Source organism: Parafrankia sp. FMc2 (assembly GCF_041008525.1).
Classification (GTDB): Bacteria; Actinomycetota; Actinomycetes; order Frankiales; family Frankiaceae; genus Parafrankia.
This window is the reverse complement of record NZ_JBFLUG010000008.1, coordinates 39,470-65,015: the sequence shown is the minus strand read 5'-3', so window position 1 is coordinate 65,015 and position 25,546 is coordinate 39,470. Positions and strand designations below refer to the sequence as shown.

The following is a 25,546-nucleotide window of genomic DNA, read 5'->3' as shown; positions in this document are numbered from 1 at the left end:
TTCAGTGCGGTGTGTGCTCCTGACGGGCAAGGGTGGGGGCGGGACCACGACAGTCGCCGCGGCGACCGCCACCCTCGCAGCCCAGCGTGGCCATCGGACCCTGGTGGTCTCGGTGGACCCCGCCGCCGGCCTCACCGGCGTCCTCGACCATCCGCTCGGCCCGGCGGAGGTCGAGCTGGAGCCCGGCCTCTTCGCGCTCCAGACCGACCTGCGGCACGCGTTCGCCGAGCGCTGGCCGCAGGTCCGCGCGCTGATCACCACCGGGGCGCCCGGGCCCGGGATCGACATCCTGGAGGTCGAGGAGCTGCTGCGGCTGCCCGGCGCGCTGGAGGCGCTCACCCTGCTGGAGCTGCGTGACCTGATCAGAGCCGACCGCTACGACGTGGTCGTCGTGGACGCCGGCCCGGCCAGCGCGGCCCTGCGCCTGCTGGCAAGCCCGGAGACGCTCGCCTGGGGCTGTCGCCGGCTCGGTCCTCCCGACGGCGCGCTCGCCCGGTGGATGCGGCCGGTGCTGCCGCTACCGCTGGCCGGCCGGTTCGCCGGCCGCCTGGCTGCCATGGCCGGGCCCGCCTACGAGGCGGTGTCCGGGCTGGCTGCGCTGGCCCAGGAGATGCGGGCCCTGCTGGCTGATCCCGTGGTCACCAGCGTGCGGCTGGTGCTGACGCCGGAGACGTCCGCGCTCGCGCAGGCCCGCCGCACGCTGCGCGGCCTGTCGCTGCACGGCATCGGGGTGGACGCGGTGGTCGTCAACCGGGTCATCGGCCATGACGGCGGCGACGCCTGGCGGGCCGGTTGGGCCGCGGCGCACCGCGAACAGCTGGCCGAGATCGCCACGGTGGTCGCCCCGCTGCCAGTCCTCGTGGCGGCCTACCGGGCGGGTGAGCCGCTCGGTCTGGAGGAGCTCGCGGCGTTCGGCGCCGCGGCCTACGGCGGGCGCGACCCCGCCGCGGTGCTCAGCCACCACCGCGCCGGGGCGGGCCCGGCCCCCCTGGTGGAACGCGCCGGGGACGGTTACGTGATGTCGTTCGAGCTGCCGTTCGTCGACCGGTCCGAGGTGGATCTCGCCCGTGTCGGAGACGATCTCGTCGTGAGTGTCGGTGCGGACCGGCGCCATGTCCCGCTTCCCGCGGCACTGCGCCGGTGCGACGTGTTCGACGCGCGCCTCGCCGAGGACCGGCTCACGGTGTCGTTCGTGCCCGACCCCGCCCGCTGGGTCCGGGCGTGAACGGCCCCGCAGAGCCCGGCCCGGCGCGGGAGGTCGTCGGCTCGCTCGCCCAGGAGGCCGCGCTTCTGGCAGCCGCGGTGCAGGAGTGGATGGCCGCCGCGAAGGGCACGCCGACCGCCGACGCCGACGCCGACGCCGACGCCGCTGCGGATGCGGCTGCGGATGCGGCTACGGACCCGGACGAGGGCGTGGGCGGCGGTGGCACGGCAACGCCCGCCGGCAGCGGTCACGAGGGGCCCTGCTGCGCGTGCCCGGTGTGCCGGGTGCTCGCGGGTCTGCGCGGCGAGCACGCCGAGGTCACCAGCCATCTGATCGACGCCGCTGTGTCGCTGGGGGCTGCCGCCCGCGCTGCCTGGGGGGTCTGGGCTGCCGACGCCCGCCGCCGAGCCGCCGCCGCACCGGCAGCCAGTGACGAGCCAGGCTCGGGAGCCCCGGCCCCCGACGTGGCGGGGGCCGCCACCCCGGCGCCCGCGCCCGGATCGGGGGCGTCCGGATCGGGGGCGTCCGACGGCGAAACCTCCGCCGGCCCGGAGCAGATCCCGGTAGAACCACGAAAACAGGGAAAACAAGGAAAGTCGGGCGAGCGGCCCGCCACGTCCGCGGGGTCGCCCCGGCCCCGCGTCCAGAAGATAGATGTGAGGTGAGAGTCCAGTGACCACCAGGTCAGCGACCGCCCCCGCGGGGGACGGAGACCTGGCGATCGGAGTGGACGTCGGCGGGACCAAGGTGGCCGCCGGTGTCGTCGACGACCAGGGAAAAGTGCTGGCCTCCGCGCGGCGACCCACCCCGAGCCATGATCCGGCCGAGGTCGCCGACGCCATCGCCGAACTGGTGGCCGAGCTCCGCCAGACCTACGAGGTTCGGGCGGTGGGGGTGGGTGCCGCCGGCTGGATCGACGCCGACCGTTCGACGGTTCTCTTCGCCCCCAACCTCGCCTGGCGGGACGAGCCGCTGCGGGACGTGTTGGCGGGCCGTGTCGGCCTGCCGGTGGTGGTGGAGAACGACGGCAACGCCATGGCCTGGGCCGAGTACCGGTTCGGCGCGGGGCAGGGCCACAGCGACCTGATCTGTGTCACGGTCGGCACGGGTATCGGCGGCGGCATCGTCCTGGACGGGCAGCTACGCCGCGGCGCCTTCGGGATCGGCGCCGAGATGGGCCACATGCAGTTCATGCCCGGCGGCTACCGGTGCGGCTGTGGGAACGACGGCTGCTGGGAGCAGTACGCGAGCGGCCGGGCGCTGGTCCGGGGCGCCCGTGAGGTGGCCGCGGCCTCACCGGAGGCGGCGTTGCGGATGCTGGCCGGGCGCACTGTCGACGAGCTGAGCGGGCCCGACGTCACGGCCGCCGCGCAGGCCGGCGACCCGGCTGCGGTGGGCTGCCTGCAGCAGGTCGGCTGCTGGCTCGGCCAGGGGCTCGCGAGCCTCGCCGCGATCCTCGACCCCAGCCGCTTCGTCATCGGCGGCGGGGTCTCGGACGCGGGGGAGCTGCTGCTGGGCCCGGCCCGCGACGCGTTCCGTTCCTCGCTGTCGGGCCGCGGCCACCGCCCGGAGGCCGACGTGGTCGTGGCCACCCTGGGCTCGGCCGCCGGCATCGTCGGCGCCGCCGACCTCGCCCGCGGGACGTCCACGCAGGCCTGAGCGGGTGCGGCCCGGCCCGGCCCGGTCAGGCGGGCGGGCCCGGTCAGGGGTGTCAGGCGTGGTAGTCGGGGACCAGCTCGGCGGCGAGCTGTTCGAGGAACAGGCCCGCGTCGGCCACCACGCCAAGCGCCTGCGCCGAGGTGCGGTCGGTCAGCCCGGCCACCGTGGACGGGTTCATGTCGACGCAGGCCACCGGCACCGACGCGGGCAGGATGTTGCCGGTCGCGACCGAGTGCAGGGTGGTGGCCACCATGACGGTGAAGCCGATGCCGCGCAGCGCCGCCCGCATCGCCCGCTGGCCGGCCACGACGTCGGTGTGGACGTCGGGCAGCGGCCCGTCGTCACGGACCGAGCCGACGAGCACGTACGACTTCCCGGCCTTCACCATCGCGTGCATGATGCCCTGGGACACCAGCCCGGACTCGACCGCGGCCCGGATCGACCCGGCGCGCCGGATCGTGTTGACGGTGCGGATGTGCTGTTCGTTGCCGCGCTGCACCCGCCTGCTGTGCGGGCTGCCCAGGCCGAACGAGCTCCCGAACAGGGCGCGTTCGAGGTCGAGGGTGGCAAGGGCGTTCCCGGCGAACAGGACGTCCACGTAGCCGGCCTCGACCAGCGCGGTCAGTGCCCGGGAGGCGCCGGTGCTGACCACGGCGCGCCCGGCGACCCACAGGACCTGGGCGCCCTCGGCCTTGACCTCCCGGATCTGGCGGGCGACCGTGCGGACGAGCACCGCCTGCGGCCGGGCTGCGCTGGAGCTGAACGACATCGAGGCGAACTCGCCGTGCAGCCGGGACGAGTGGTCCGAGACGGGCAGCACGACCTTGACGCCGTCAGCACCGCAGACGATCATGTCGCCGGCGCGGACGTCGGCCACCGGGACGGTGCGTACCCGGCCGTCGGAGACGACGAGCCCGCAGTCCATCTCCGGGTGCTCGACGGGCACCCACTGGCCGTCGAGGTGGACGACGGTCTCCAGGTTCGTGGTCGAGTAGAAGTCCTCGGGAAACACGCCGTCCGCGTCGGCGGGCCGCGTCACGGCCGTGCCGGTCACCAGCTTGTTGACCCCGTGGACCTGGATGCGCATGAGGATCCGCGCCAGCGTCGACACGGTGTCCGCGCCGACGGTGATGACGGCGTGGGACTCGTCGTCGTGGGTACGCCCGAGGTCGATCTTGTCGACCTTGTAGTCGCCGCCGTAGGCCAGGACGTCGTCCAGCACCCGCGCCAGCACGCCGGTGTCCATGAGGTGCCCGTGCACCTCGACCTGCTCGTGGAAATGCACGGAGCCGCCCTTCTTCCTGCCTGCCATCTCACCAGTCGTCGTGCCCGCGCCACCGCGGCAGCCCGCGCTGGTTCGGCAATGCCGACGGCCCGGGCGGAGCCCGCGGCCCGCCCGGTCCTCCGGTTGTGGTCAGACGACCGCGCCGTCGTCCGGTCCGTCGAAGTCGGTCGGAAGCCGGTCACCCATCCGCACGACCAGTGTTCCCACGCCGCCGAGGAGGAGCAGCACACCCGCGACGTCGCGGGAACGCGCCTGGCTCAGCCCGATCAGCGACGGGACGACCAGGATGGCCACCCCCAGCGCGATGGAACCGAGGGCCCAGCGGGTGACCGGCCGCATCCTCGGGACCGGTGGTGCCGGCGGTGGGACGTAGTGGTCGTCCTCGTCGTCTTCGGACGCATCTGCCGTGGGTGACGAGGCGCCGCTGCCCGCTCCCGACCAGAACGCGGCCCGCACGGCGTCGTCGAGCCGGTCGATCTCGCTCTGGCCACTGCCGCGACCGGCCCGGTCAGCCCGGTCGCGGGCGGACTCGTCGCCGTCGGATCCGTCGGCAGGGTGGCCGCCGGCGCTGTCGCTGCCCGCAGCGACAGCGCCGGCCCCACCGGCCGGGGCCAGGCCGTTCGGCCCGGCGCCACCGGCGGATGCGGGCGGCATGGTGCGCTCGGCAGGATCGTCGTCGACGAGGTGCCTGCCGTCGGGAGGCATCCCGTCAGGCTGTCGCCCGCCCGGCCGGATGATGATGACCGACGGGCGCCGCGGCCCGTCGATGTCCTCGGCCGCCGGCCAGCGCCGCTCGCCGGGCACCGGATCCTGGTCGAAGCGGGCGACGAGGTCCAGGAAGGCGGCCTCGTCCGCGGCCGGTGACCGGGGTTTGCGCATGCTGGCGGGGGAGGGGTCCTGGGCGGTGCCCCGGCCACCCCCGTGATCGGCCCCGCCGGCAGGCCCGGACTCCGGGGACTGCTCGGCCGGGGCCGGCGCGAACTCCTCGCCGGCCTCGCCACCGGCGCGGTCGGCGCTGCTACCGGTACCGGCAGCCCCACCGGCGCTGCTGGTACCCCCGGTACCCGGGTCGGTCTCGGCCGCCGTGCCGCTGTCGCCGCTGTCGCCGACGGAGTGGCCGGCGGTGCCCGCAGTGAGCGCGTCCCGGCCGGCCTGGCCCTGGCTCGGGCCGGTGGCCGGCGACGTGGGGACGCCGGTGGGCGGTGCGGGCTCGTCGGGAATCCGGTCAGGGTCCGCGCCGGGGGACCCGAATCCAGCGGAGCTCTCAGTCATGGTCACCTGACTCCGGCACGTGGGGACGGGACTCGTCCGGCCGGGACCGGGCCGTGACGAAATCCACGCTGCCCTTGAAGATCGATTCCTTGTCGTTGTCCAGTGTCGCGACGTGGTAGCTGTCGTGAAGCAGCCGCTCCTCGACGGGCGCGGCGGTCAGCCCCGCCAGCAGCAGGCGCCCGGAGGTCGGCTCCACCACGTGGTCGGTGGTGCTGCGATAGGCCACGACGGGGCAGACGACCCGCCCGAGATCCGCACGGGTGACCGCCCACAGCTCTCGCAGCGAGGCGAAGGCCCGGGTCGGGACCCGGGAATAGCCCACCTCGCGCACGCCGGGGGCGCGGATGTCGTTCGTCACTCCGGGGACCGTCGGCAGCACCCGGGACAACAGCGGGGCCAGGACAGCCACCCGCCGGTCCGTCCCGAGACTCGCGTTGACGGTCACAACCCCGGCGACCCGCGACCCGTGCACCTCGGCGAGGCGCAGCGTCAGTGTGCCGCCCATCGACAGGCCCATCACGAAGACCCGCTCGCACGAGCGGCTCAGCTCACCGAAGGCCGCGTCGGCGGCGCCGTACCAGTCGTGCCAGGTGGTGCGGGCCATGTCCTGCCAGCGGGTGCCGTGGCCGGGCAGCAGCGGGCAACGGACCCGCAGGCCCGCGGCGGCGAGGTGATCACCCCAGAGCCGCATGCTCTGCGGGGAGCCGGTGAAACCGTGCACGAGCAGGACGCCGGTGCTGCCGTCACCCCCGCCGAGCAGGTCGAAGGGCTCGGCGCCGGGCAGGACAGCCGCCGCCGGGACTCCCGCCATGGTCATCCGCTCCCTTCGCCTCGAGCGCCCGCAACGCACCCGCCGCGGCCACCGATCGGGTGCTCCGGTGGACGGCGGGCGCCGTGCCACCGATCGCCCGTGAGCCGACCGGCCGGCCGGTTCGCGCGCCCTCGGTGCTGCCGAGGCGGTTGCCGGCCGGCTCCCGCGGGGTTCGTCAGGGGTGGCCCGGTGCGCCCCTCGTCGTGAGGGAACCGACACCGACCTTCGCATGCTCGCACGCCGGGGGCCGACTGGCCATGGTCATGCGCTTTTCCATCATCCCGGACGAACCAGCCGATCCTCCGGTGTGTTCCTCATGTGTCCGTCCGGTGCGGGAGTCGTGCGGCGTTCGTGCGGCAGTCGTGCGACGTTCGGGCGGCGCCGGGCGGACCCGGGCTCACCCGGCCGTGCCGGCCACGGACAATGACACTCCGACGTCGGTGCCGCGTGGTGGACGATGTCGTGAGGGGTCCATATGGTCACCGCGGGCATCCCGGCCGCGCCCGTTCCTCGATGTGTGGGCACGGGTGGGTTCGGGCGCGGGCGTTCGGGAATGCCGTCCCTGGTGCGGCGGTGCGACGAAGCTGGGAGCTTGCGTGTTGTACTGGGTCGTCAAGGCCATCCTGACACCGGTGCTACGGGTGTTCTGGCGGCCGTGGGTCGAGGGTCTCGACCACGTGCCCACCCGCGGGCCGGCGATCCTGGCGAGCAACCACCTGAGTTTTCTGGACTCGTTCTTCCTGCCGCTGGTCGTGCCGCGGCGCATCACCTTCCTCGCGAAGAGTGACTACTTCACCGGGGTCGGGCTGAAGGGCTGGAGCAAGCGCAAGTTCTTCAAGGGGGTCGGCCAGGTCCCGATCGACCGCAGTGGCGGCCGCGCCAGCGAGGGGGCGCTGCGCACCGGTGTCCGGGTTCTCGACTCCGGTGAGCTTCTGGGTATCTACCCGGAGGGCACCCGCTCGCCGGACGGGCGTCTCTACCGCGGCAAGATCGGCGTTGCCCGGATGGCGCTGGAGGCCGGAGTGCCTGTCATCCCCGTTGCCATGATCGGTACGTTCGAGGTGCAGCCGCTTGGCCGGCACGTCCCGCGCATTCGTCGGGTCGGGATCCGGATCGGGCGCCCACTCGACTTCAGCCGCTACGCCGGGATGGCCGACGACCGCTTCGTGCTGCGGTCGATGACGGACGAGATCATGTACGAGCTGATGTCGCTGTCCGGCCAGGAGTACGTCGACATGTACGCGCAGCGGCGCAAGGAGGATCTTGCCGCCGTCCGCGAGGCGCAGGCCGCGGCGGAGTCCCCTGGCCGGGCCGAGCCGCCGGCCCGGCCGGGCTCACCGGCGCGTCCGGATGCGCCGAGCCGCGCCGAAGCGCCCTCCCGAGCGGAGTCCCCGCCGGGCGCCGCCGAGTCCCGGCCGGGGGCGGAGCAGCCGTTCCCCGCGGATCCGACCGACCCGGAGCCGGCGCCCGTCACCCGGCCGTGAGGCCGTGACCAGCACGGTTGGTCCCGCGCGGGGGGCCGGGTCGGAGCTGACGGAGCCAGGCCCGATCGCTGGGCCCAGGGCGGTCTGAACCGTTCGGGGGAAGCACGGCACTATTGCACGGTGCGCGGCTTGACTGGTGGTTCGCGAATCGGGTTCGGCCGCTGGGCCGAGCGCCCGAAGAGGTGGCCGGCGATGCTGCTGGTGGGCCTGCTGGCGGGTCTTCTGGTCGCTTCCGGAGAGGGCGTCGGGCTGGCCGGGCGTGTCGGCGCGGCGTCCACGACGGCCGCCGAGGTCCCGCCGGGAACGGTGTCGAGAACAGCGAACTTCCTGACAGACGCCGCCGGGCGGGTCGTGCTGCCCCGGGGTGTCACGGTGCCGGCCGGGGCCGTGCCCACCGCCGAGGAGCTGCGGCGCTGGCTTGACTACGGTTTCACCGCCGCCCGGCTGGAGCTGCCGATGACCGCCGGCGGCGGCTTCCCGCCCACCGGTGCGCAGCCGCCGGCGGGCGACCGCGAGCAGGGCGGGCTCGAACAGGCGGGCGCGCTGGTGGCCGGCCTGACCGACCACGGCCTCACGGTCGTGCTGAGCATCGTGCCCGGCGCCCGGGGCTACCAGCCGTCGACGTCCGACCTGGCCGCCGGGCTGCGGCGCGTGGCGGAACGGTTCCGGAGCACCGGTGGCCTGATCGGTTTCGAGGTGCCGCCGACACCCGCCGCCGGCGATCTCGCCGCCGCCCTGCGGGCCGCCGACCCGCACCGCACCCTGTGGGTCGGGCAGCAGGCGCCGTTCGACCCGGCCGCGCAGGTCGCCGCGAACGGCGGCGCCGGATACATCACCGCCTGGGCGGACGGCACCTCGGCGCGGGCCGCGCAGCTGGCCGCCGCCGGCGACGCGTTCAGCCTCGGCTGGTTCTATGACGCCCCGGATGCCGACGGTCGCCCGGCGACCGGCATCGGGCCCGGCGAGGTCCGGGACGCGGCGACGCCGCCGGCGGAGATCGTCCGGCCCTACCCGGCCGCGGTGGCCGGAGTCCCCACGTCGTACGGCAGCGACGAGGCCGGGGTGTTCCGGCTGGTCTACCGGCCGGTGCGGGCTGGCGGCGGCACTCTGCCGGCCGGCACCCCGACCGCGGTCATCGTGCCGGGCTGGAACTACTCGGCGGGCTACCAGGCTCGGGTGACCGGTGGCCAGGTCACCTCGGCGCCCGGCGCGGGTGTGCTCTGTGTGGTCGCCGCGGCGGGCGCGGCGGAGGTGCGGGTCGAGATCGTGCCGGCGGAGGGCACTGCCCCGGTGGCCCCGCCGAGGGCCGGTGCCGTCAACTGTGCGACCGGTTCGACCGGTTCGACCGGTGGGGCTGGCGCGGTGGACGCTGCGGGCGGGACAGGTGGACCGGGTTCTCCCGGTGCCGGCACCCCGGCCGCGGCGCCGGGGGCGGCGGGAGCGGACGCCGACCCGCCGTTGCTGCTGCTGGTCCTTCCACTGCTGGGCGCCGCGCTGACGGCGGCGGTGCTCGGCCCCGTCTTCGTGCGCCTGCGCCGTCGCTGACCACCGCCGCGGACATCCGTCGGCTGTCAGCGGCGCTCCGGAAGGCCGCTGGTCGGCCGGGAAGCCCGCAGGTCGGCCCGGAAGAGGGTGGCCCCGGCCGGGCTGCCGGAGCGGCGGAGCACACTGGACCCCGTGGGCGCCCGCTTCTTCTACGACACCGAGTTCATCGAGCGCGACGAGGCCGGCCATCACTGGCTGGACCTGGTGAGCATCGGCATCGTCAGTGAGGACGGCGCCCGCGAGTTCTACGCGGTCTCCACGGAGTTCGATCCGTCCTACGCGGTGCCCTGGGTGCGCCGCAACGTTCTGGACCGGCTGCCCTCACCGTCAAGCCCGGCCTGGATGTCGCGGGAGCGGATCCGTGACGAGGTGGCCCGCTTCCTGATCACGGACGGCGCGCCGGAGCTGTGGGCCTGGTACGCCGCCTACGACCATGTTGCTCTCTGCCAGCTGTTCGGGAAGATGCCGGCGCTGCCGCGGCGGATGCCGCGCTTCACGCACGACCTGCGCCAGCTCTGGGAGGACGTCGGCAGCCCGGCGCTGCCGCCGCCCCCGCCCGACGCGCACGACGCCCTCGCCGACGCCCGGCACAACCTGGCCCGCTGGGAGATCCTCGTCCCGCTGCGGGCACGGGTCATGGCCGGGACGCAGCCTGCCTGACCTGGCTGCCTGCCCGCCTGCCTGCCCGCCTGCCTGCCTGACCAGCCCGCCTGGCCGTCGATCCGGCTGCCTGGTCGGTCCGTCGACCGATCGACCACGCCGAGTGTGCGAATGGTTGCGGAGCGGAGCTGTCCGCGGGCTAGGCTTCCGCCGGAAACGCGAGAGATCGGGGGCGACTCGGGAAGAGAGGGCCCTGGGCGTGAAGATCGGTGTGCTGACCGGCGGTGGTGACTGTCCCGGCCTGAACGCGGTGATCCGCGGCGTTGTCCGCAAGGGGGTGGGCGTCTACGGCCACAGTTTCGTCGGATTCCGGGACGGCTGGCGCGGCCCGCTGGAGAACGACACCGTCCCACTGGACGTCGCCGCGGTGCGCGGCATCCTGCCGCGCGGCGGCACCATCCTCGGTTCCAGCCGGACGAACCCGTACGCCTCGGCGGACGGGCCGGCCAGGGTGCGCGAGACCCTGGAACGCACGGGCGTGGACGCGCTGATCGCCGTCGGTGGCGAGGACACCCTCGGCGCGGCATCCCGCCTGCACGCCGAGGGCATTCCGGTCGTCGGGGTGCCGAAGACGATCGACAACGACCTGTCCGCCACCGACTACACGTTCGGCTTCGACACCGCGGTGAACATCGCCACCGAGGCGATCGACCGGCTGCACACGACGGCGGAGAGCCATCACCGCGTGCTCGTGGTGGAGGTGATGGGCCGCCACGCCGGCTGGATCGCGCTGCACAGCGGTATGGCGGCCGGCGCCAACGTCATTCTGATCCCGGAGAAGCCGTTCGACATCGACAAGGTCTGTGCCTTCGTCGAGCAGCGCTTCGCCACCCGGTACGCGCCGATCATCGTCGTCGCCGAGGGCGCCACGCCGATCGCCGGGACGACGGTGGTCAAGGAGGGCGAGCTGGACGCCTTCGGTCACCAGCGGCTGCAGGGGATCGGCGCGCTGCTCGAGACCGAGATCCGGGGCCGTACCGGGCGGGAGACCCGGGCGACGGTCCTCGGGCACGTCCAGCGGGGCGGCACGCCGACGGCCTTCGATCGCTGGCTGGCGACCAGGTTCGGCCTGCACGCCGTCGACGCCGTGCACGACGGCGACTTCGGCACGATGGTCGCGCTGCACGGGACAAGGGTCGAACGGGTGCCGCTCGCCGAGGCCACCGGCGAGCTCAAGCTGGTACCCGAGCACCTGTACGCGGAGGCCGAAGTCTTCTTCGGCTGACGAAACCACGGGAGATGTCGGCGCCGGGGTCGTACCCTGGTGACTCGTGAGCAACGAGCTGGACATCTGGCGGACCCTGCCGGCCAGGCAGCAGCCCTCCTGGCCCGACCCGGAGGAACTGGCGGCGGCGTTCGCCGAGCTGTCGGGCCTGCCTCCGCTGGTGACCGCGCCCGAGGTTCGGTCGCTGACCGACCGGCTGGCGATGGTCGCCCGCGGGGAGGCCTTCCTGCTCCAGGGCGGAGACTGCGCGGAGACCTTCGCGGCCAACACGGCCGACAAGATCCGTGACAAGGTCAAGACCCTCCTGCAGATGGCGGTCGCGCTGACGTACGGCGCGAGCACCCCGGTGGTGAAGGTCGCGCGGATCGCGGGCCAGTACGCCAAGCCCCGGTCGGCCGACATCGAGGCGTCCACGGGCCTGCCGTCGTACCGCGGTGACGCCGTCAACGACATCGCGGCGACGCCGCAGGCCCGCCGCCCCGACCCGAAGCGGATGGTGGCGGCCTACCACCAGAGCGCGGCCGCGCTGAACCTGGTGCGCGCCTTCGCCACCGGTGGTTTCGCGGACCTGTCGAAGGTCCACGAGTGGAACAAGGCGTTCGTGCGCGACTCGGCCGCCGGCCGCCGCTACGAGCTGATGGCCGTCGACATCGAGCGCGCACTGGCGTTCATGGCCGCCTGCGGCATCGACCTCGACCGCACGGCGGCGCTGACCGGCGTGGAGATGTTCACCAGCCACGAGGGCCTGCTCATGGAGTACGAGCGGGCGCTGACGCGCACCGAGGAGTCGACCGGCGAGGTCTACGACCTGTCCGCGCACATGATCTGGATCGGCGAGCGCACCCGCGACCTCGGCGGTGCGCACGTCGAGTTCCTCTCCCGGGTCGGCAACCCGATCGGCTGCAAGATCGGCCCGACGGCGACACCGGACGAGGTCGTGGAGCTCACCGAGCGCCTCAACCCCGACCACATCCCCGGCCGGCTCACGCTGATCGCGCGGATGGGTGCCAAGCGCATCCAGGACGTCCTGCCGGCGATCATCGACAAGGTGAACGCCGCGGGTCATCCCGTGGTCTGGTCCTGCGACCCCATGCACGGCAACACCCGGGATGTCGGCGGGATCAAGACACGCCACTTCGACGACGTCCTGGACGAGGTGTTCGGGTTCTTCCAGGTGCACCAGGGGCTCGGAACGCATCCCGGTGGCCTGCACATCGAGCTGACCGGCGAGAACGTCACCGAGTGCCTCGGCGGCGCCGAGCAGATCGGCGAGGCGGATCTCGGTGGCCGTTACGAGACCGCCTGCGATCCGCGGCTGAACACCGGGCAGGCGCTCGAGCTGGCCTTCCTCGTCGCCGAGATGCTGCAGCAGACCCGCGCCGACCGGAACAGCCACCACCGCTGACGGAAACCAGCGGCCACCGGCACCTGCGACGTGCCGGTGGCGTCAGGGAACCTGGGCGGAAGCCTCCGGCGCCGCTCCGGCGGAGCTGACCGGAGGCACGTCGGGTGCCGGCGCCGTGGCGGCGGCACCCGGTGTCGGGGCGCCGGGGGGCGGCGGCGTGATGGGCCCGGCGACAACGCCCGCGGGTTCCGTCGACCGCGGTGTACCCGTGGTCGCTGCTGTTGCCGTTGCCGCTGCCGCTGCCGTGGCTGACGGCGTTGGCGGTGTCGCCGGCGTCGGGGATGTCGGCGGTGCGAGAGTGGCGCCGTCGGACGGCTCCCCGCCGGCCGCACCGCCGTCGTGGCCTGGCGGCGCGGCCGCGGCGGACGGGTCGGGTTCCGCCGGCGCCTCGAAGATCCGCAGCGAGTCGAGCACGTCCGGCATCACCGGAAGGTCGTCACTGGTGGCGGTCGGGGAGGCGGGGACCCCCGGCCCCCGCGAGGGTGCCGCCGGGCTGCTGGCCGATGCCTGCTCCCCGCCCGCGCGCCGCTCCTCGCCCGGGGCCTGACCGAGGTCGAGGTCCCGGGCCACATCGAGGGCCCCCGGCGGGGTGCCGGCCGGGCCGGGCGGCGTGGGACTGGCCCGCGGCGGCATCGGCAGGGCACCGCCCGGTTCCTGGCCGCGCGCGGTGGCGGGGCGGCCGGGACCGGGCTGTCCGCCCGTGCCTTCCGCACCCGCACCCGCACCCGTGGACGGGCTGGGCTGTGGTCGTTCCGGATCGCTCGAGGAGCCCGGCGCCCGGTCGCCGCTGCGCGGGGCCTCGTCATCAGGCGGGGCCGCGCTGCCGTCGCCCGGGGTCGTGTAGGTCAGGACCGAGGCGACCTCGCGGATGATGCGGCGCGCCTCGGTGACCTCGGGCGCGGAGCTGTCCGGGAACGCGCCGAGCAGCGCGTCCAGGCGGGTCGACTGGTCTGCCGCGAAGTCGTTCAGGGTGCGCCACGCGTCGGCGTTGCCCGATCGGACCTCGTCGATCAGCACCTCGCTGCCAGCGGCGGCGTCCTCGCACCAGTCGCGCAGCAGCGTGGTGGCGGTGCTGATCTCCCGGCCACCGATCTCCTGCGGCCGGCTGTCGGTGTCCGGCCGCGCGCTCGCCGTGGGCGACCTGTCTGACGTGCCTGACGAGCCCGGGGGAGTCGACCCGCCCGCCGCACTCGACCCGCCCGCCGCACTCGGCGCGCCGGCCTGCTCCTCGGCCTCCGGAGCGGGCTGGCCGCTGGCCGCCGACGGTTCTGGCGGCGAACCGTCCGGCGGGACACCGCGGGACTCGAGCCCGCCCAGGGACGGCTCGGCAGTGCCGCCGCCGACGTGGCCGTCAGCCTCACCGGTGCCGTCCGCGGAGCCCGTCACGGCCGGCCGGCCGTCGGCGTCACCGGCACCAGCGGCATCACCGCGCTCGGATCGGGTGCGGGAGGCGGTCGCGGTCGGGCCCACCACCGCGGCGAGCTCGTCCATCCGCGTGCGGGCGACGGCGAGCTGGACCTTGGCGCGGTCGACCCGGTTGGCCGCGAGGCTGACCTGGATCTGCTCGACCTGCCGCTTGACGCCGTAGAGAAGCTCGCCGGGAAGAGCGTGCGTGGCGCTCACCGCGACGCCGACAGCGGTGACGGACGCCGCCAGCGCACCGATCAGCGCCGGTCGGGCGGAGCGCAACGCCCGCCGGGCGCCCGGCCCGCCCGGGCGGGCCACCCGCCGCGGCGCCGGCGCGGCGCCGGTGCGAGCGGGCGGCACGCCCAGCCCCAGGCCGGGCGGCGCAGCGGCCTGCGGGCCGAGCAGCAGGGCGCGGGTCTGCGCGCGGGCAGCGGGGGACATCGCCGGCGCCGGCATCGCCCGCAGCGCGGCGACGGTGCGGGCCAGCTGCTCCTCGGCCTCGTTCCGTGGCGGGCGCAATCCGTCGAGCAGTTCGGCCGCCCGGTCAGCCCGCGCGCCGCGCCGACGCGGTTCACCTCTCGCCGCCACGCCGTCCCCCCCGGGCTCTGGCTCGTCCGTCGCCGGGCCGCCTTCGCCGGCCCGGCGAAGATCGACTCTACCTGACAGTGCCGGCCTCGCCCGTGATGCGGACCGTGTCCCGCCGGCGGGCCGGCGGGACGCTCAGTCGCCCAGCCCGGATCTCAGCTGCACGCGGACGGTGCTGCCCCGCTCGACCTTGCTGTTGGCCCTGGGAGACTGCGATCTGACGGTGCCGCCGAAGAGCGACCAGCCGTCGGCCCGCAGCCCGGCGCGGTTCAGAATCCGCTCGGCCTCCGGCCAGGACTTCCCGACGACGTCGGGCACCGTGACCCTGACCCCGCTGCCGTCGCCGCCACCGCCGCTGTCGTCCTCTTCCTCCCTGGCCACATACAGGGTCACCGTGCTGCCCGAGCCGACGCGCTGGCCCGGGTCCGGTGCGGTGCGGACGACGCGGCCCGGGTCCTGCTCGTCACTGCTCAACGCCTGCTGCTGGACGATGAGGTTGAAGTTGAGGGCGTCCAGGCGGGCCTTGGCCTCGTCGAAGGTCAGCCCGACGAGGTCACGGGGGACCTCGACCGACGACGGCCCCGAGCTCACGACGAGGGAGACCCGCGTGTCCGGGTCGACCTCCGTGCCCGCCGCCGGGTCGGTCCTGATGATCGAGTTCGCGGGCACCGTGTCGCTGGCCTCGGATATCCGCCCGCCCACGGTCAGCTGCGCCGCCGCCAGCTCGGTCTCGGCCTGGTCCGCGGGCCTCCCGTCGAGGTTGGGGACGTGGGTCCTCGGTGGCCCGGAGCTCAGCCGCAGCGTCACGACGGCGCCGTCCTTGATGGCGGCGCCGTCCTTCGGGTCCTGGGCGGCGACGCGGCCCACGGGGAGCGTGCTCGCCATCTCCTCGCCGTAGCGAGGAACCAACCCGGCCTCCTCCAGTTCCTTCTCGGCATCTTCCTGGCTCAGCCCGGTGAGGAGCGGCACCTGTGGATCGCCGCTGCCCACGACCGCCTTCAGCGCGAGGCCGGCGAGGATGAGGCAGAGCACCACCACCCCGGCGACGACCGCCGGCCCGGCGGGCAGCCGGCCCGAGCGCGCCCCCGCCGGAGGGCGACGACGGCGCCCCTGGCCGCCGCCAGTGTTGATCATGCTGGTGGGTGCGACCGGCGGCCCGGTCCGCGGGGCCGGCTTCGGTGCCGGCGGCCTCGGCGCCTCCATCGGCCCGGTGAAGCCGGAGTGGTACTCCTCGTCGGCGTCCGGCGCCGGCAGATAGGGCAGGATCGCGCGCAGCTCGGCGAGCAGCACCGCGCCGTCGGCCGGCCGGTGGTCGGGGTCGCGGGCCGTCGCCCGCAGCGTCAGCGCGTCAAGCTCGGCGGGGACGCCGGCGACGACCGTGGACGGCGCGGGCACGTCACCGTGGACCGACTGGTAGGCCACCGACATCGGCGTCTCGCCGGTGTGCGGCAGATAGCCGGTGATCATTTCGAAGAGCATGACGCCGGCGGCGTAGACGTCGCTGCGCATCCCGGCGGTGCCGTGGGTGACCTGCTCGGGGGCCAGATAGCCGACGGTGCCCATGACGACCCCGCCGGTCATGGCCTGGGTGGCCTGGCTGACCGGGCGGGCGAGCCCGAAGTCGGCGACCTTCACCTGCCCGTCGTCGCCGAGCAGGATGTTCTCCGGCTTGATGTCGCGGTGGATGATGCCGGCGGCGTGTGCCGCGGCGAGCGCCTCGGCGACGGGCTCGAAGATCTCGACGACCTCGGGCACCGACAGCCGCCCGCGGCTGCCGAGGTACTCGCGCAGCGACCGGCCGCGGACCAGCTCCATGACGAGGTAGTGGAGGATGCCGGTCGGCGTCTGGTCGGAGCCCTGGTCGAGGATGGAGACGGCGCGCGGCGTGCTCAGCCGGGCGACCGCGTTGGCCTCCCGGTGGAACCGGGCGACGAACTCCGGGTCGTGGCTGAGGTTCGGATGCATGATCTTGAGAGCGACGTACCGGTCGAGCCGGTTGTCGTGCGCGACGTACACGGTCGCCATCCCGCCGACCGCGAGCCTTTCCTGGGCCGTGTACCGACCGTCGAGAAGACGGCCTATCACAGGGTCGGCCACCGTGGCATCCACGGGGACAGTTTACGATCGGCCGTTCGAGCTGTCGGACAGTGGTCTTACTGCGCAGATTCCCTCACATTCGGCCAGAAGGCGCGGGATCTTCGTCACAGAACCGGGAGACGCGGGTCGGCGGTACGTCCGAGATCAGGTTCGGACGTACCGAAGCCGCTGGTCCCGGCGTGTCGGGCGCCTAGACTGTTGCGTGTACCGGGGAGCCCGCGGACGCGGGCTGAGAGGCCGGCCACGACGCCGTCGGCGACCCGCAGACCCGATCGCGGTCATGCGCGCGTGGGGAGGAACCGTCTGATGACACAGCAGGTCACGCCGGCCCGGCCACAGGAGGCCACCGGGGAGGATCCCGCGACCTCGGGCCGCCCCGCCGGTGGCGTCGGCGCCACCGGCTCCGCGCTCGCCGCGGCGGCGGCGCTGGTGGGGGAGGACCCGTTCCGCGTCGCCGGGACGACGTACGCGAGCCGGCTCCTGGTCGGCACCGGCAAGTTCGCCAGCCACCAGGTCATGCGGGACGCGCTGATCGCCTCGGGGGCCGACATCGTCACCGTCGCGCTGCGCCGGGTGGACCTGTCCCGGGCCGGTGAGGGCGACGTCCTCGACTTCGTGCCGGCCGGGATGACACTGCTGCCGAACACGTCCGGTGCGCTGGACGCGGCCGAGGCACTGCGGCTGGCCCGGCTGGGCCGCGCGGCGACCGGCACCGGGCTGGTGAAGCTGGAGGTCACGCCCGACCCCCGCACCCTCGCCCCGGACCCGATCGAGACGTTGCGGGCCGCCGAGCTGATGGTCGCCGACGGGTTCACGGTGCTGCCCTACTGCTCGGCCGACCCGGTGCTGGCCCGCCGGCTGGAGGAGGCCGGCTGCGCCACCGTGATGCCGCTGGGCAGCTGGATCGGCTCGAACCGCGGCCTGCGCACCCGTGACGCGATCGAGGCGATCGTGGAGACCGCCGGCGTCCCGGTGGTGGTCGACGCCGGCCTCGGGGCGCCGTCGGACGCGGCCGAGGCGATGGAGATCGGGGCGGACGCCGTCCTGGTCAACACCGCGATCGCGATCAGTGCCGACCCGGTCGCGATGGCCCGGGCCTTCGCCCTGGCGACCCTCGCCGGCCGGCTCGCCCGGCTGGCCGGCCGCGCGCGGGCCGGCGGCGCCACGGAGGCCTCGGCGTCCTCACCGCTCACCGGCTTCCTCGGATCCACGGCCAGCAGCGGGGCTCCGGCTGGCAGCGGGGCTCCGGCTGCCAGTGGGGCTCCGGCTGCCAGTGGGGCTCCGTCCGGCGGAGCCGTCTGATGGCGAGCCCGCCGGGGCTGTTCGCACAGGAGCTGGCCGGCCTGGACATTCCCGCGCTGGCCCTGGCCTCGGCGCAGGCGGGCCCCGAGCAGGTGGACGCCGTCCTGCGCCGCGCGGCCGCCGCCGGGCGGGGGGCCACGGCGCGGGGTGACACCGGCGGCCGGCTGGGCCTCGAGGACCTCGCGGTGCTGCTCTCGCCGGCCGCCACCGGCCGGCTCGAGGAGCTCGCCCAGCTCGCGCAGGCCACGACGCTGCGGCGCTTCGGGCGGGCGGTGCGGCTGTTCGCCCCGCTCTACGTCTCGAACGCCTGCCTGTCGTCCTGCACCTACTGCGGGTTCGCCAAGGGGCTGACGGTCGCCCGCCGCACGCTGACGGCGGAGGAGGCCGCCGCCGAGGCACAGCTGCTCGTCGACCGCGGTTTCCGGCATCTCCTGCTGGTCTCCGGGGAGCATCGCGTCGAGGTCTCCGCCGACTACCTGGTCGAGATCGTCGAGCGGCTCCGCCCGTTCGTGTCCTCGCTCTCCATCGAGACCCAGACCTGGTCGGACGACACCTACGCCCGGCTGGTCGCCGCCGGCCTGGAAGGCGCCATCCACTACCAGGAGACCTACGACCGGGAGCGCTACGCACAGGTCCACGTCGCCGGCTGGAAGCGCGACTACGACCGCCGGCTGGCGTCCTTCGAGAGGGCGGCCGGCGCCGGGGTGCGCCGCCTCGGCCTCGGCGTGCTGCTCGGGCTGGCGCCGGACTGGCGGGCCGACGTGCTCGCGATGGCCGCGCACGCCGCCTTCCTCGCCCGCCGCTTCTGGCGGACGGAGGTCTCGGTGGCGCTGCCGAGGATCAAGCCGAGCGCCAGCGGCTTTCCGCCGACCGTGGTGGTGGGCGACGCCGAGTTCGTCCAGGCGCACGCCGCGCTGCGGCTGTTCGAACCGGACGCCGTGATCTCGCTGTCCACCCGGGAACCGGCCGCCCTGCGGGACGGGCTGGTCCGCATCGCGGTGACGACCATGAGCGCCGGCTCGTCCACCGAACCCGGCGGCTACGGCCGGCCCGGCACCGCGCAGGAACAGTTCTCCATCTCCGACGAGCGCTCCCCGGCGGACATCGCCGCGATGCTGGTGGCCGCCGGCTACGAGCCGGTCTGGAAGGACGCCTTCCCGCTGGTCGACGCGGCCGGCTGACCGCCGCGCCGGCCATCGATGGTGCGCCGCGCGGCCGGCCGACGGCGCGCGAGTGTGGCCGGGGCTACTCGCGCGCGACGGTGGACATCCAACCCAAGTAGCCTCTGGCCGCATGGATCGGGTGGGCTGATGGACCGCATCGTTGTCGTCGGTGGCGGGCTCGCCGGTGGGCGAGCAGTCGTGGAGCTGCGGGAGCAGGGTTTCTCCGGCACGATCACGCTCGTCGGTGCCGAGGAGCACCGGCCGTACGACCGGCCGCCGCTGTCCAAGGCGGTGCTCTCGGGCCGGACGGACGACACGACGCTGCCGCTCGACCTGGACAGCGCCGAACTTCTCCTCGGCCGGCAGGCGACCGCCCTGCGCCCCGGTGTGCTGGAGACGGACGGCGGCCCGGTGGAGTTCGACGGGCTGGTGCTCGCGACCGGCGCGGCGCCGGTGCGGCTGCCCGGAGCCCCCGAGCAGCGCGTCCTGCGCACCATCGACGACGCCCGCGCGCTGCGTGCCCAGCTGCGTCCGGGGGCGCGGCTGGCCATCGTCGGTGCCGGCTGGATCGGCGCCGAGGTGGCCACGCACGCGGCGGCGCACGGCGTGGCCGTCACCGTCGTCGAGGCCGGAGCGACCCCGCTGCTGGCGGCGCTCGGTCCCGAGATCGGCGGGCACACGATGCCCTGGTACGAGCAGGCCGGTATCGATCTGCGGGTCGGTACCGCCGTCGCCGAGATCCGGGCGGACGGTCTGGAGCTCGCGGGCGGCGAGTTCCTGCCTGCCGACATCGTCGTCGTCGGGGTCGGGGTGCGTCCCGACGTCCGCTGGCTGGAGTCGTCCGGGCTGCTGCTCGACCGCGGCGTCGTCGTGGACGAGTGGCTCTCGGCCGTCCCCGGCGCGGGTGACGCCGCCGGCGGTGGCGCGGCGAGCGGCTACCGGCCCGGGACGGTCGTCGCGACCGGGGACTGCGCGGCCTGGTGGTCGCGGCGCTACAAGCGGCGCATGCGCGTCGAGCACTGGGAGTGCGCCCAGGAGTCCCCCCGGGTCGCGGTCGCCACCCTGCTGCGGTCCCTCGCCGGCGGCGAGCCGGCCCCGGGGGAGGCCGGCGCTGACTCCGACAGCGTGTACAACCCGGTGCCCTACTTCTGGTCGCAGCAGTTCGGGCGGATGATCCAGTTCGCCGGGCTGCCCGGCCCGGACAGCACCCTGGTGCTGCGCGGCGATCCCACCGCCGTCGCCCCGGCCGGCGCCAAGCGGGCGCCGGGCTGGTCAGCGGGCTGGTTCGCGCCGGACGGCAGGATGGTCGCCCTGGTCACCGTCGCCCGGCCGCTGGACATGGTCGCCGGCCGGCGGATGCTGCTCGCCGACGCCGCTCCCGACGCGGCGAAGTTCGCCGACCCGGACATCGCCCTCAAGGAACTGCACACCTAGCCGCGCGCCTGGGAGAAAACCGGGCTCAGGAGGCGCAGGACGCACGGAACGTGCGGACTTCGCTCCTGTCCGGGACGTTTGCACTAAAGTGCCTGCGTGCCAAGCATTCACCTGGTATCGAACCTTCCCGGCGTGAATGCGCTCGGTGACCATCTGCGCGCCGCCGGGCTGGGGCCCACCTCGCAGCGCTCGGCCGACGCCCTGCTGGTGTTGATCGACCGCCCGCTCGACCACGTCGAGCAGGAACTGCTCGATCGCGCCCGCCAGTCCGTCCCGGTGCTGCTGGCGGGCCCCACCGTCCGGTCACTGCCCGCGGACAGCCCGCTCGTCGAGGCGTCCGGGCTCACTCCGGGCCGGGTCCCGCCCGCCTACGAGCTGGCGCTGGTGCCGGGCCCGGACGGCGCCGCCCTCGGGGCCCGCCTCGGCTCCTTCGCCCCCCGCGACTCGTGGATCATCCCCGACAAGGTGGCCGAGGACGTCGAACGGCTACTGATGGTCCGCCACGAGATGGGCGAGCACCCGATCTGCACCTGGCGGCCGTCCACCGGCCTCGGCGTGTTCACGCTCGGGACCAGCGGGGACGTCCTGGCCGACCCCCGCTACCACCGACTTGTCGGGCGGTGGCTGCGGCATGCGCTCGGCGCGGCCGACGACGGGCCGGTGAAGGTCGGGCTGGTCGGCGCCCCGGACGTGTTCGGTGTGCACCTCACGGCCCTGGCCGACGTCGAGGGCCTGGAGCTCGCCGCGCTCTGCGACGGCGGTATGGCCCGCACTCCCGGGCAGGACGCCGAGCGGCGCGCGCGGCTCGTTGACGACCCGGACGACCTGGTCAACGACCCGGAGCTCGGGCTGGTCATCGTCGCGACGCCCACCCACACCCACGCGGAGTGGGCCCGCCGCGCGCTGGAGGCCGGCAAGCAGGTCGTCGTGCACGCGCCGCTGTGCCTCACCACCCACGAGGTGGACGAGCTGACCGAGCTGGCCACGGGCCGCTCGCGCCTGCTCGCCGTCTACCCGGCGGGCCGCGACGACCCCGACCACCTGGCCGTCCGGGAGGCGATGCGGCGAGGGGAGATCGGCGAGCCGATGTGGATCGAGGTCTTCTCCGGCGGCCTGCGGCGTCCCGCCGGGACCTGGCACGACGACGAGCGGATCAGCGGCGGCCTGATCTTCGACCGCGGCGCCGCGCCGCTGGCGCGCATCCTCGACCTCGTCGACGACCAGGTCGAGTGGGTCAGCGCGACCGGGCACAAGCGGGTGTGGCACCACGTGACGAACGCCGACCACGCCCGGGTCCTGATCCGCTTCGCGGGCGGCTGTGAGGCCCAGGTGACGATCTCGGACGTCGCCGCCGGTGTGCGGCCGGGGATGCGGGTGCTGGGCACGGCCGGGACGATGGTCGCCGCCGGACCGGACACCCGGCCCGGCGCGGATGCCCGCGGTGGGCTCGGTGGGCCTGGCGGGCCTGGCGGGCCTGGTGGGCCTGGTGGGCGGCGCTCGCCGCGGCTGGTCACGCACGACGGGCGGCGCACCACGCTGCCCACCCCGCCGGCCGATCCGGCGCGGTTCCACCGCGATCTCGCGGACGCCCTGCTTGCCGGCTGGCCGCTGGCCCGGGACCCGCTGGAGCGGGACCGCACGCTGGTCTCCGTCCTGGAGGCGACCCGCCGGTCCGCGGCAGCCGGAGGCGCGCTGACCACGCCCGCCTGACTTCCGCTGGCCAGGGTGTTTACTCTTGACCATGGATTGGCTCAACGTTCCCGACGTGGCTGACGCACTCGGAGTGCCCGTCACCCGGGTGCGCCAGATGATCCGCGACCGCACGCTCCTGGCGAGGCGGATCGACGGCGTTCTGAAGATTCCCGCGTTGTTCATCGACGGCAACACGGTGGTCAAGGGCCTGCCGGGCCTGCTCACCCTGCTGGCCGACGCCGGGTTCAGCGATGACGAGGCGCTCGACTGGATGTTCCGCGAGGACCCGAGCCTGCCCGGCACCCCCGCTGCCGCCATGGCCGCGAACCGTGGCAAGGAGGTTCGGCGCCGCGCCCAGGCGCTGGGATTCTGACCCGCGCTGCCCGACCGCCGCCGTGCCGCCCCGGGGAGTGGCGGCGCGGGCGGGGCCGCTCAGCCGAAGGAGCGGGAGCGCCGGCGCCGGCTCCCGTAGGGTCGGGTACATGGTCGATCGTCCGACCGGGGTGGGCTCCGGCCCGGCCCCGGAACCCGCCGCACCCAGTGCCGGTTCCGCGGCGTCCGCCGGCCCGCCGCGGGCGCGGATCGTCGTCAACGGGGAGGCCCGTGACATCCCGGCCGGGCTGGCGCTGCCGGACCTGCTGACCCAGCTCGGCCTGCGGCCCGGGTCGGTGGTCGTGGAGCTGCGCGGGGCCGCGCTCACCCCGTCGGAGGCGGGCTCCGTCCGGCTCGCCGACGGTGACACGCTGGAGATCGTCCGTGCCGTCGCGGGAGGCTGAGCCGATGGCCGCGCCCGGTACCCGCGCCCACCGGATCGCCCGCCTGCTCGACGCCCGCCTGTACCTGTGCACCGCGCGCCGCGGCGACGGCAGCGACTTCTACACCGACGTCCTCGGCACACCGGGCGCGCCCGGTGTCGACCTCATCCAGCTGCGGGAGAAGGGGCTGGAGTGGCGTGACGAGCTCGCCGGCCTGGCCCGGATGACCGACGCGGCGACCGCCGCCGGGGCGCTCGTCAGCGCGAACGACCGGGCCGACGTCGCCGTCTTCGCCGGTGTCGACATCCTGCACGTCGGCCAGGACGACATCCCGCCGCGGCTGGCCCGGGAGCTGGTGGGGCCGGACGTGCTCATCGGCCGGTCCACGCACGACCCCGAGCAGTTCCTGGCGGCGCTGGCCGACCCGGAGGTGGACTACGTCTGCGTGGGCCCGGTGCACGCCACACCGACGAAGGAGGGCCGCGCTCCGGTCGGGCTGGAGCTGCCCCGGCTCGCGGCCCAGCACGCACCGCCCTTCGCGCCCGGCGCGAAGCCCTGGTTCGTCACCGGCGGCATGGACCTGGGGACCCTCGACGCCATCCTGGAGACCGGTGCGCGGCGGGTCGTGGTGGTGCGCGGCATCACCGACGCGCCCGACCCCGGAGCCGCCGCGGCCGCCCTCGCCAGGCGCCTTCGTTCCGCCTGACCAGTGGCGGAGTGCCCGTCGTGAGCCGGTGGGAACACCTCAGCTACCTCGCGGTGCTGCTGGGCTGTCTGCTCGCGACCGCACCGCTGGAGATCCTGCTGCGGACCAGGGTCTACGCCCGGCCCCGCCGGCTGGCCCTGGCCGTCGCGCCGGTGCTGGCCGTCTTCGTCGGCTGGGACCTCTACGCGATCGCCCAGGGCCACTGGACCTTCGACCCGCGGCGGACCACGGGGATCATCCTGCCCGGTGGCCTTCCCCTGGACGAGGTCCTCTTCTTCCTGGTCGTGCCGGTGTGCGCCATCCTCGCCCTGGAGGCGGTGCGGGCGGTGACCGGCTGGCAGGCCGGTGACGAACCCGGCCGCCCCGGCCGCCCCAACCGCCCCAACCGCCCTGGCCGCCCCGGCCGCCTCGACCCGTGAGCTACACCGTGCTGGCGGTCGCCGGCGTCGGGGTCACCCTCGTCCTCGACCTGTGGATCCTGCGCACACGGCTGGTCACCCGCCGGCTCTTCTGGACGTCCTACGCGATCATCGTGTTCTTCCAGCTGGTCACGAACGGCATCCTGACCGGCTTCGACATCGTCCGGTACGACCCGGACACCATCACCGGCCTGCGCCTCGTCCACGCGCCGGTCGAGGACCTGCTGTTCGGGTTCGCGGTGGTGACCCAGACCCTGGTGTGGTGGATCTGGTGGGGGGTTCGTCACGGAAACGAGTGAATCGGGCGCCCATTTCCACTTCTGAGCCTACGCTCGGGGGCAATGAGGCAACGGACGGAGGACAAGGCCGAGGCGGCGGGTCGTCACCGCCTGCCCTGGGGTCGTTCCCGGCGGATCCTGCCGATCCGGTGGGGTCGGATCGTGGCCGCGGTCGCCGCCGCCGCGGCCCTGGCGCTCGGCCTCGCCCTCGTCCACAGCATCGGTCCGAGGCAGTCACCGTCGGCGTCCGAACCGGCCGTCGCGGCCACGTCGATGGTCACCTCGCAGCCGGCGGGGCCGACCCCCACCGAGCCCGGACCGGACCCCGCCGATGCCCCCGCGGCGGCACCGACTGCCGGAACCGGCGCCCTCGCCGGCCCCGCCGGGGAGGCGGTCGTCCCGCCCGACGCGGGCGCACCCGCTCCCGGTGACGCACCGGCGCCCGGCCCGCCGAGCCTGGCACCCGGCGCCGGCGGAAGTGCCCGGCCCGAGACCGAGCAGGTCGGGCCGGCGATCGACCTGAGCAGCACCAGCGTCGCGTTCGGCGCGGCCGAGTCGACGGTCAGCGTCGACCTGCTGGGTGTCGGGACCGCACCGGCGCATGTGCGGGTCGGTGGCACCCCCGCCTGGGTGCGCGTCGTGCCGCGCCAGGACGTGGTCGATCCCGGTGCCAGGGTGCCGCTCGTGGTCACCCTGGACAGGGAGACCGCCCCGCCTGGCACGGTCGACCTGTCGGTGCCGGTCCGCGCGGTCGACGGGTCCGGCGGTGGCAGCCTGCGGATCACCGCGACCGTGTCCGGCGCGCCGTCGCTGAGCGTCGCCGCGGCCCCGGCGGAGATCCTCGTCGCCACCTGTGCGGCCGGCCAGGGGCCGAACCAGGCGACCGTGACCGCGACCGTCGTCGACCCGACCGGTGTCCTCGGCGTCGAGGTGCGCACCCGCGCGCCGGACGGCACGGAGACCACCGCCCCGCTCGCCCTGGCGACCGCCATCGAGGACCGGTCGACCTGGTCCGGCCCGATCGGGCCCGCCCCGGCGCCGGGGGCCCTGGCCTACACCGTGGTGGCCACCGACCTCGACGGCCGGAAGTCCGAGGCGGGCGGCTCCGTCGAGGTGCGCCCCTGCCCCACGGGCTAGACGGAGCCGGTGCAGCCGGTG

23 protein-coding genes and 1 riboswitch are annotated in these 25,546 nt (G+C 74.8%); of the genes, 18 read left to right on the top strand and 5 right to left on the bottom strand.

Features of this window, described 5'->3' with window-relative positions:
* The first annotated feature begins 4 nt into the window (after positions 1-4).
* From AB1460_RS05115 to AB1460_RS05105, 3 genes are read left to right on the top strand one after another with little or no spacing between them, the layout of a single operon-like run.
* Positions 5-1,225: an ArsA family ATPase gene (locus AB1460_RS05115; RefSeq protein ID WP_368959425.1), complete on the top strand. Its 1,221-nt coding sequence runs from the start codon at positions 5-7 to the stop codon at positions 1,223-1,225.
* Complete coding sequence (locus tag AB1460_RS05110; protein ID WP_368959424.1) at positions 1,222-1,869, top strand: hypothetical protein; 648 nt, start codon at positions 1,222-1,224, stop codon at positions 1,867-1,869. Before AB1460_RS05115 ends, AB1460_RS05110 begins: the two co-directional genes overlap by 4 nt.
* Before the next feature lie 7 nt (positions 1,870-1,876).
* Positions 1,877-2,863: an ROK family glucokinase gene (locus AB1460_RS05105; protein ID WP_368959423.1), complete on the top strand. Its 987-nt coding sequence runs from the start codon at positions 1,877-1,879 to the stop codon at positions 2,861-2,863.
* Positions 2,864-2,915: 52 nt separating this feature from the next.
* Here AB1460_RS05105 and AB1460_RS05100 read toward each other — a convergent pair whose 3' ends face one another.
* The 3 genes from AB1460_RS05100 to AB1460_RS05090 all read right to left on the bottom strand — a co-directional run bounded on the left by AB1460_RS05100 (position 2,916) and on the right by AB1460_RS05090 (position 6,231).
* Entirely contained in the window at positions 2,916-4,148 is a 1,233-nt protein-coding gene (locus AB1460_RS05100) for a TIGR00300 family protein (protein ID WP_368959472.1), read from the bottom strand.
* A gap of 129 nt (positions 4,149-4,277) precedes the next feature.
* Positions 4,278-5,420, bottom strand: a complete 1,143-nt coding sequence (locus AB1460_RS05095; protein ID WP_368959422.1) for a hypothetical protein — start codon at positions 5,418-5,420, stop codon at positions 4,278-4,280.
* Positions 5,413-6,231 carry an alpha/beta hydrolase gene (locus tag AB1460_RS05090; RefSeq protein WP_368959470.1) on the bottom strand — a complete coding sequence of 273 codons (819 nt, stop codon included), beginning with the start codon at positions 6,229-6,231 and terminating at the stop codon, positions 5,413-5,415. Before AB1460_RS05090 ends, AB1460_RS05095 begins: the two co-directional genes overlap by 8 nt.
* Positions 6,232-6,827: 596 nt before the next feature.
* Here AB1460_RS05090 and AB1460_RS05085 point away from each other — a divergent pair.
* From AB1460_RS05085 to AB1460_RS05065, 5 genes are all read left to right on the top strand, one after another.
* The gene (locus tag AB1460_RS05085; protein ID WP_368959421.1) at positions 6,828-7,715 is read left to right on the top strand and encodes a lysophospholipid acyltransferase family protein; all 888 of its coding nucleotides are present in this window, start codon (positions 6,828-6,830) and stop codon (positions 7,713-7,715) included.
* A 192-nt stretch (positions 7,716-7,907) separates the two neighbouring features.
* Positions 7,908-9,260 (top strand): hypothetical protein, encoded by a 1,353-nt coding sequence (locus tag AB1460_RS05080; protein WP_368959420.1) that lies wholly within the window; start codon positions 7,908-7,910, stop codon positions 9,258-9,260.
* Positions 9,261-9,392: 132 nt separating this feature from the next.
* Positions 9,393-9,920 (top strand): polyadenylate-specific 3'-exoribonuclease AS, encoded by a 528-nt coding sequence (locus AB1460_RS05075; RefSeq protein ID WP_368959468.1) that lies wholly within the window; start codon positions 9,393-9,395, stop codon positions 9,918-9,920.
* A 199-nt stretch (positions 9,921-10,119) separates the two neighbouring features.
* Positions 10,120-11,145, top strand: coding sequence for a 6-phosphofructokinase (locus tag AB1460_RS05070; protein ID WP_368959419.1), 1,026 nt, complete (start codon positions 10,120-10,122; stop codon positions 11,143-11,145).
* A 46-nt stretch (positions 11,146-11,191) separates the two neighbouring features.
* The gene (locus AB1460_RS05065; RefSeq protein WP_368959417.1) at positions 11,192-12,550 is read left to right on the top strand and encodes a class II 3-deoxy-7-phosphoheptulonate synthase; all 1,359 of its coding nucleotides are present in this window, start codon (positions 11,192-11,194) and stop codon (positions 12,548-12,550) included.
* A gap of 42 nt (positions 12,551-12,592) precedes the next feature.
* On the opposite strand, the gene AB1460_RS05060 is transcribed toward AB1460_RS05065, so the two are convergent.
* Complete coding sequence (locus tag AB1460_RS05060; RefSeq protein ID WP_368959416.1) at positions 12,593-14,545, bottom strand: DUF5667 domain-containing protein; 1,953 nt, start codon at positions 14,543-14,545, stop codon at positions 12,593-12,595.
* 132 nt (positions 14,546-14,677) lie between these two features.
* Entirely contained in the window at positions 14,678-16,639 is a 1,962-nt protein-coding gene (gene pknB / locus AB1460_RS05055; protein WP_368959415.1) for a Stk1 family PASTA domain-containing Ser/Thr kinase, read from the bottom strand.
* 198 nt (positions 16,640-16,837) lie between these two features.
* A riboswitch (TPP riboswitch) is annotated at positions 16,838-16,952 on the top strand.
* On the opposite strand from pknB, the gene AB1460_RS05050 reads away from it, so the two are divergent.
* From AB1460_RS05050 to AB1460_RS05005, 10 genes are all read left to right on the top strand, one after another.
* Positions 16,946-17,941, top strand: coding sequence for a thiazole synthase (locus AB1460_RS05050; protein WP_368959414.1), 996 nt, complete (start codon positions 16,946-16,948; stop codon positions 17,939-17,941). (Overlaps the previous riboswitch by 7 nt.)
* Positions 17,941-19,122 (top strand): 2-iminoacetate synthase ThiH, encoded by a 1,182-nt coding sequence (thiH, locus tag AB1460_RS05045; RefSeq protein ID WP_368959413.1) that lies wholly within the window; start codon positions 17,941-17,943, stop codon positions 19,120-19,122. The genes AB1460_RS05050 and thiH overlap by 1 nt, the downstream gene beginning before the upstream one ends.
* 129 nt (positions 19,123-19,251) lie before the next feature.
* The gene (locus AB1460_RS05040) at positions 19,252-20,538 is read left to right on the top strand and encodes an NAD(P)/FAD-dependent oxidoreductase (protein WP_368959412.1); all 1,287 of its coding nucleotides are present in this window, start codon (positions 19,252-19,254) and stop codon (positions 20,536-20,538) included.
* Positions 20,539-20,634: 96 nt separating this feature from the next.
* The gene (locus AB1460_RS05035) at positions 20,635-22,248 is read left to right on the top strand and encodes a Gfo/Idh/MocA family protein (protein ID WP_368959411.1); all 1,614 of its coding nucleotides are present in this window, start codon (positions 20,635-20,637) and stop codon (positions 22,246-22,248) included.
* 31 nt (positions 22,249-22,279) lie between these two features.
* A complete protein-coding gene (locus AB1460_RS05030; protein WP_026310784.1) occupies positions 22,280-22,603 on the top strand; it encodes an Rv2175c family DNA-binding protein in 324 nt (107 codons plus the stop codon).
* Between the two features lie 109 nt (positions 22,604-22,712).
* A complete protein-coding gene (gene thiS / locus AB1460_RS05025; protein ID WP_368959409.1) occupies positions 22,713-23,006 on the top strand; it encodes a sulfur carrier protein ThiS in 294 nt (97 codons plus the stop codon).
* Between the two features lie 4 nt (positions 23,007-23,010).
* Complete coding sequence (locus tag AB1460_RS05020) at positions 23,011-23,691, top strand: thiamine phosphate synthase (protein ID WP_368959408.1); 681 nt, start codon at positions 23,011-23,013, stop codon at positions 23,689-23,691.
* Positions 23,692-23,711: 20 nt separating this feature from the next.
* Positions 23,712-24,110 carry a lycopene cyclase domain-containing protein gene (locus AB1460_RS05015; protein ID WP_368959407.1) on the top strand — a complete coding sequence of 133 codons (399 nt, stop codon included), beginning with the start codon at positions 23,712-23,714 and terminating at the stop codon, positions 24,108-24,110.
* Positions 24,107-24,409 carry a lycopene cyclase domain-containing protein gene (locus tag AB1460_RS05010; protein ID WP_368959406.1) on the top strand — a complete coding sequence of 101 codons (303 nt, stop codon included), beginning with the start codon at positions 24,107-24,109 and terminating at the stop codon, positions 24,407-24,409. Before AB1460_RS05015 ends, AB1460_RS05010 begins: the two co-directional genes overlap by 4 nt.
* Positions 24,410-24,451: 42 nt before the next feature.
* Positions 24,452-25,525, top strand: coding sequence for a hypothetical protein (locus tag AB1460_RS05005; RefSeq protein ID WP_368959404.1), 1,074 nt, complete (start codon positions 24,452-24,454; stop codon positions 25,523-25,525).
* The last annotated feature ends 21 nt before the right edge of the window (positions 25,526-25,546 follow it).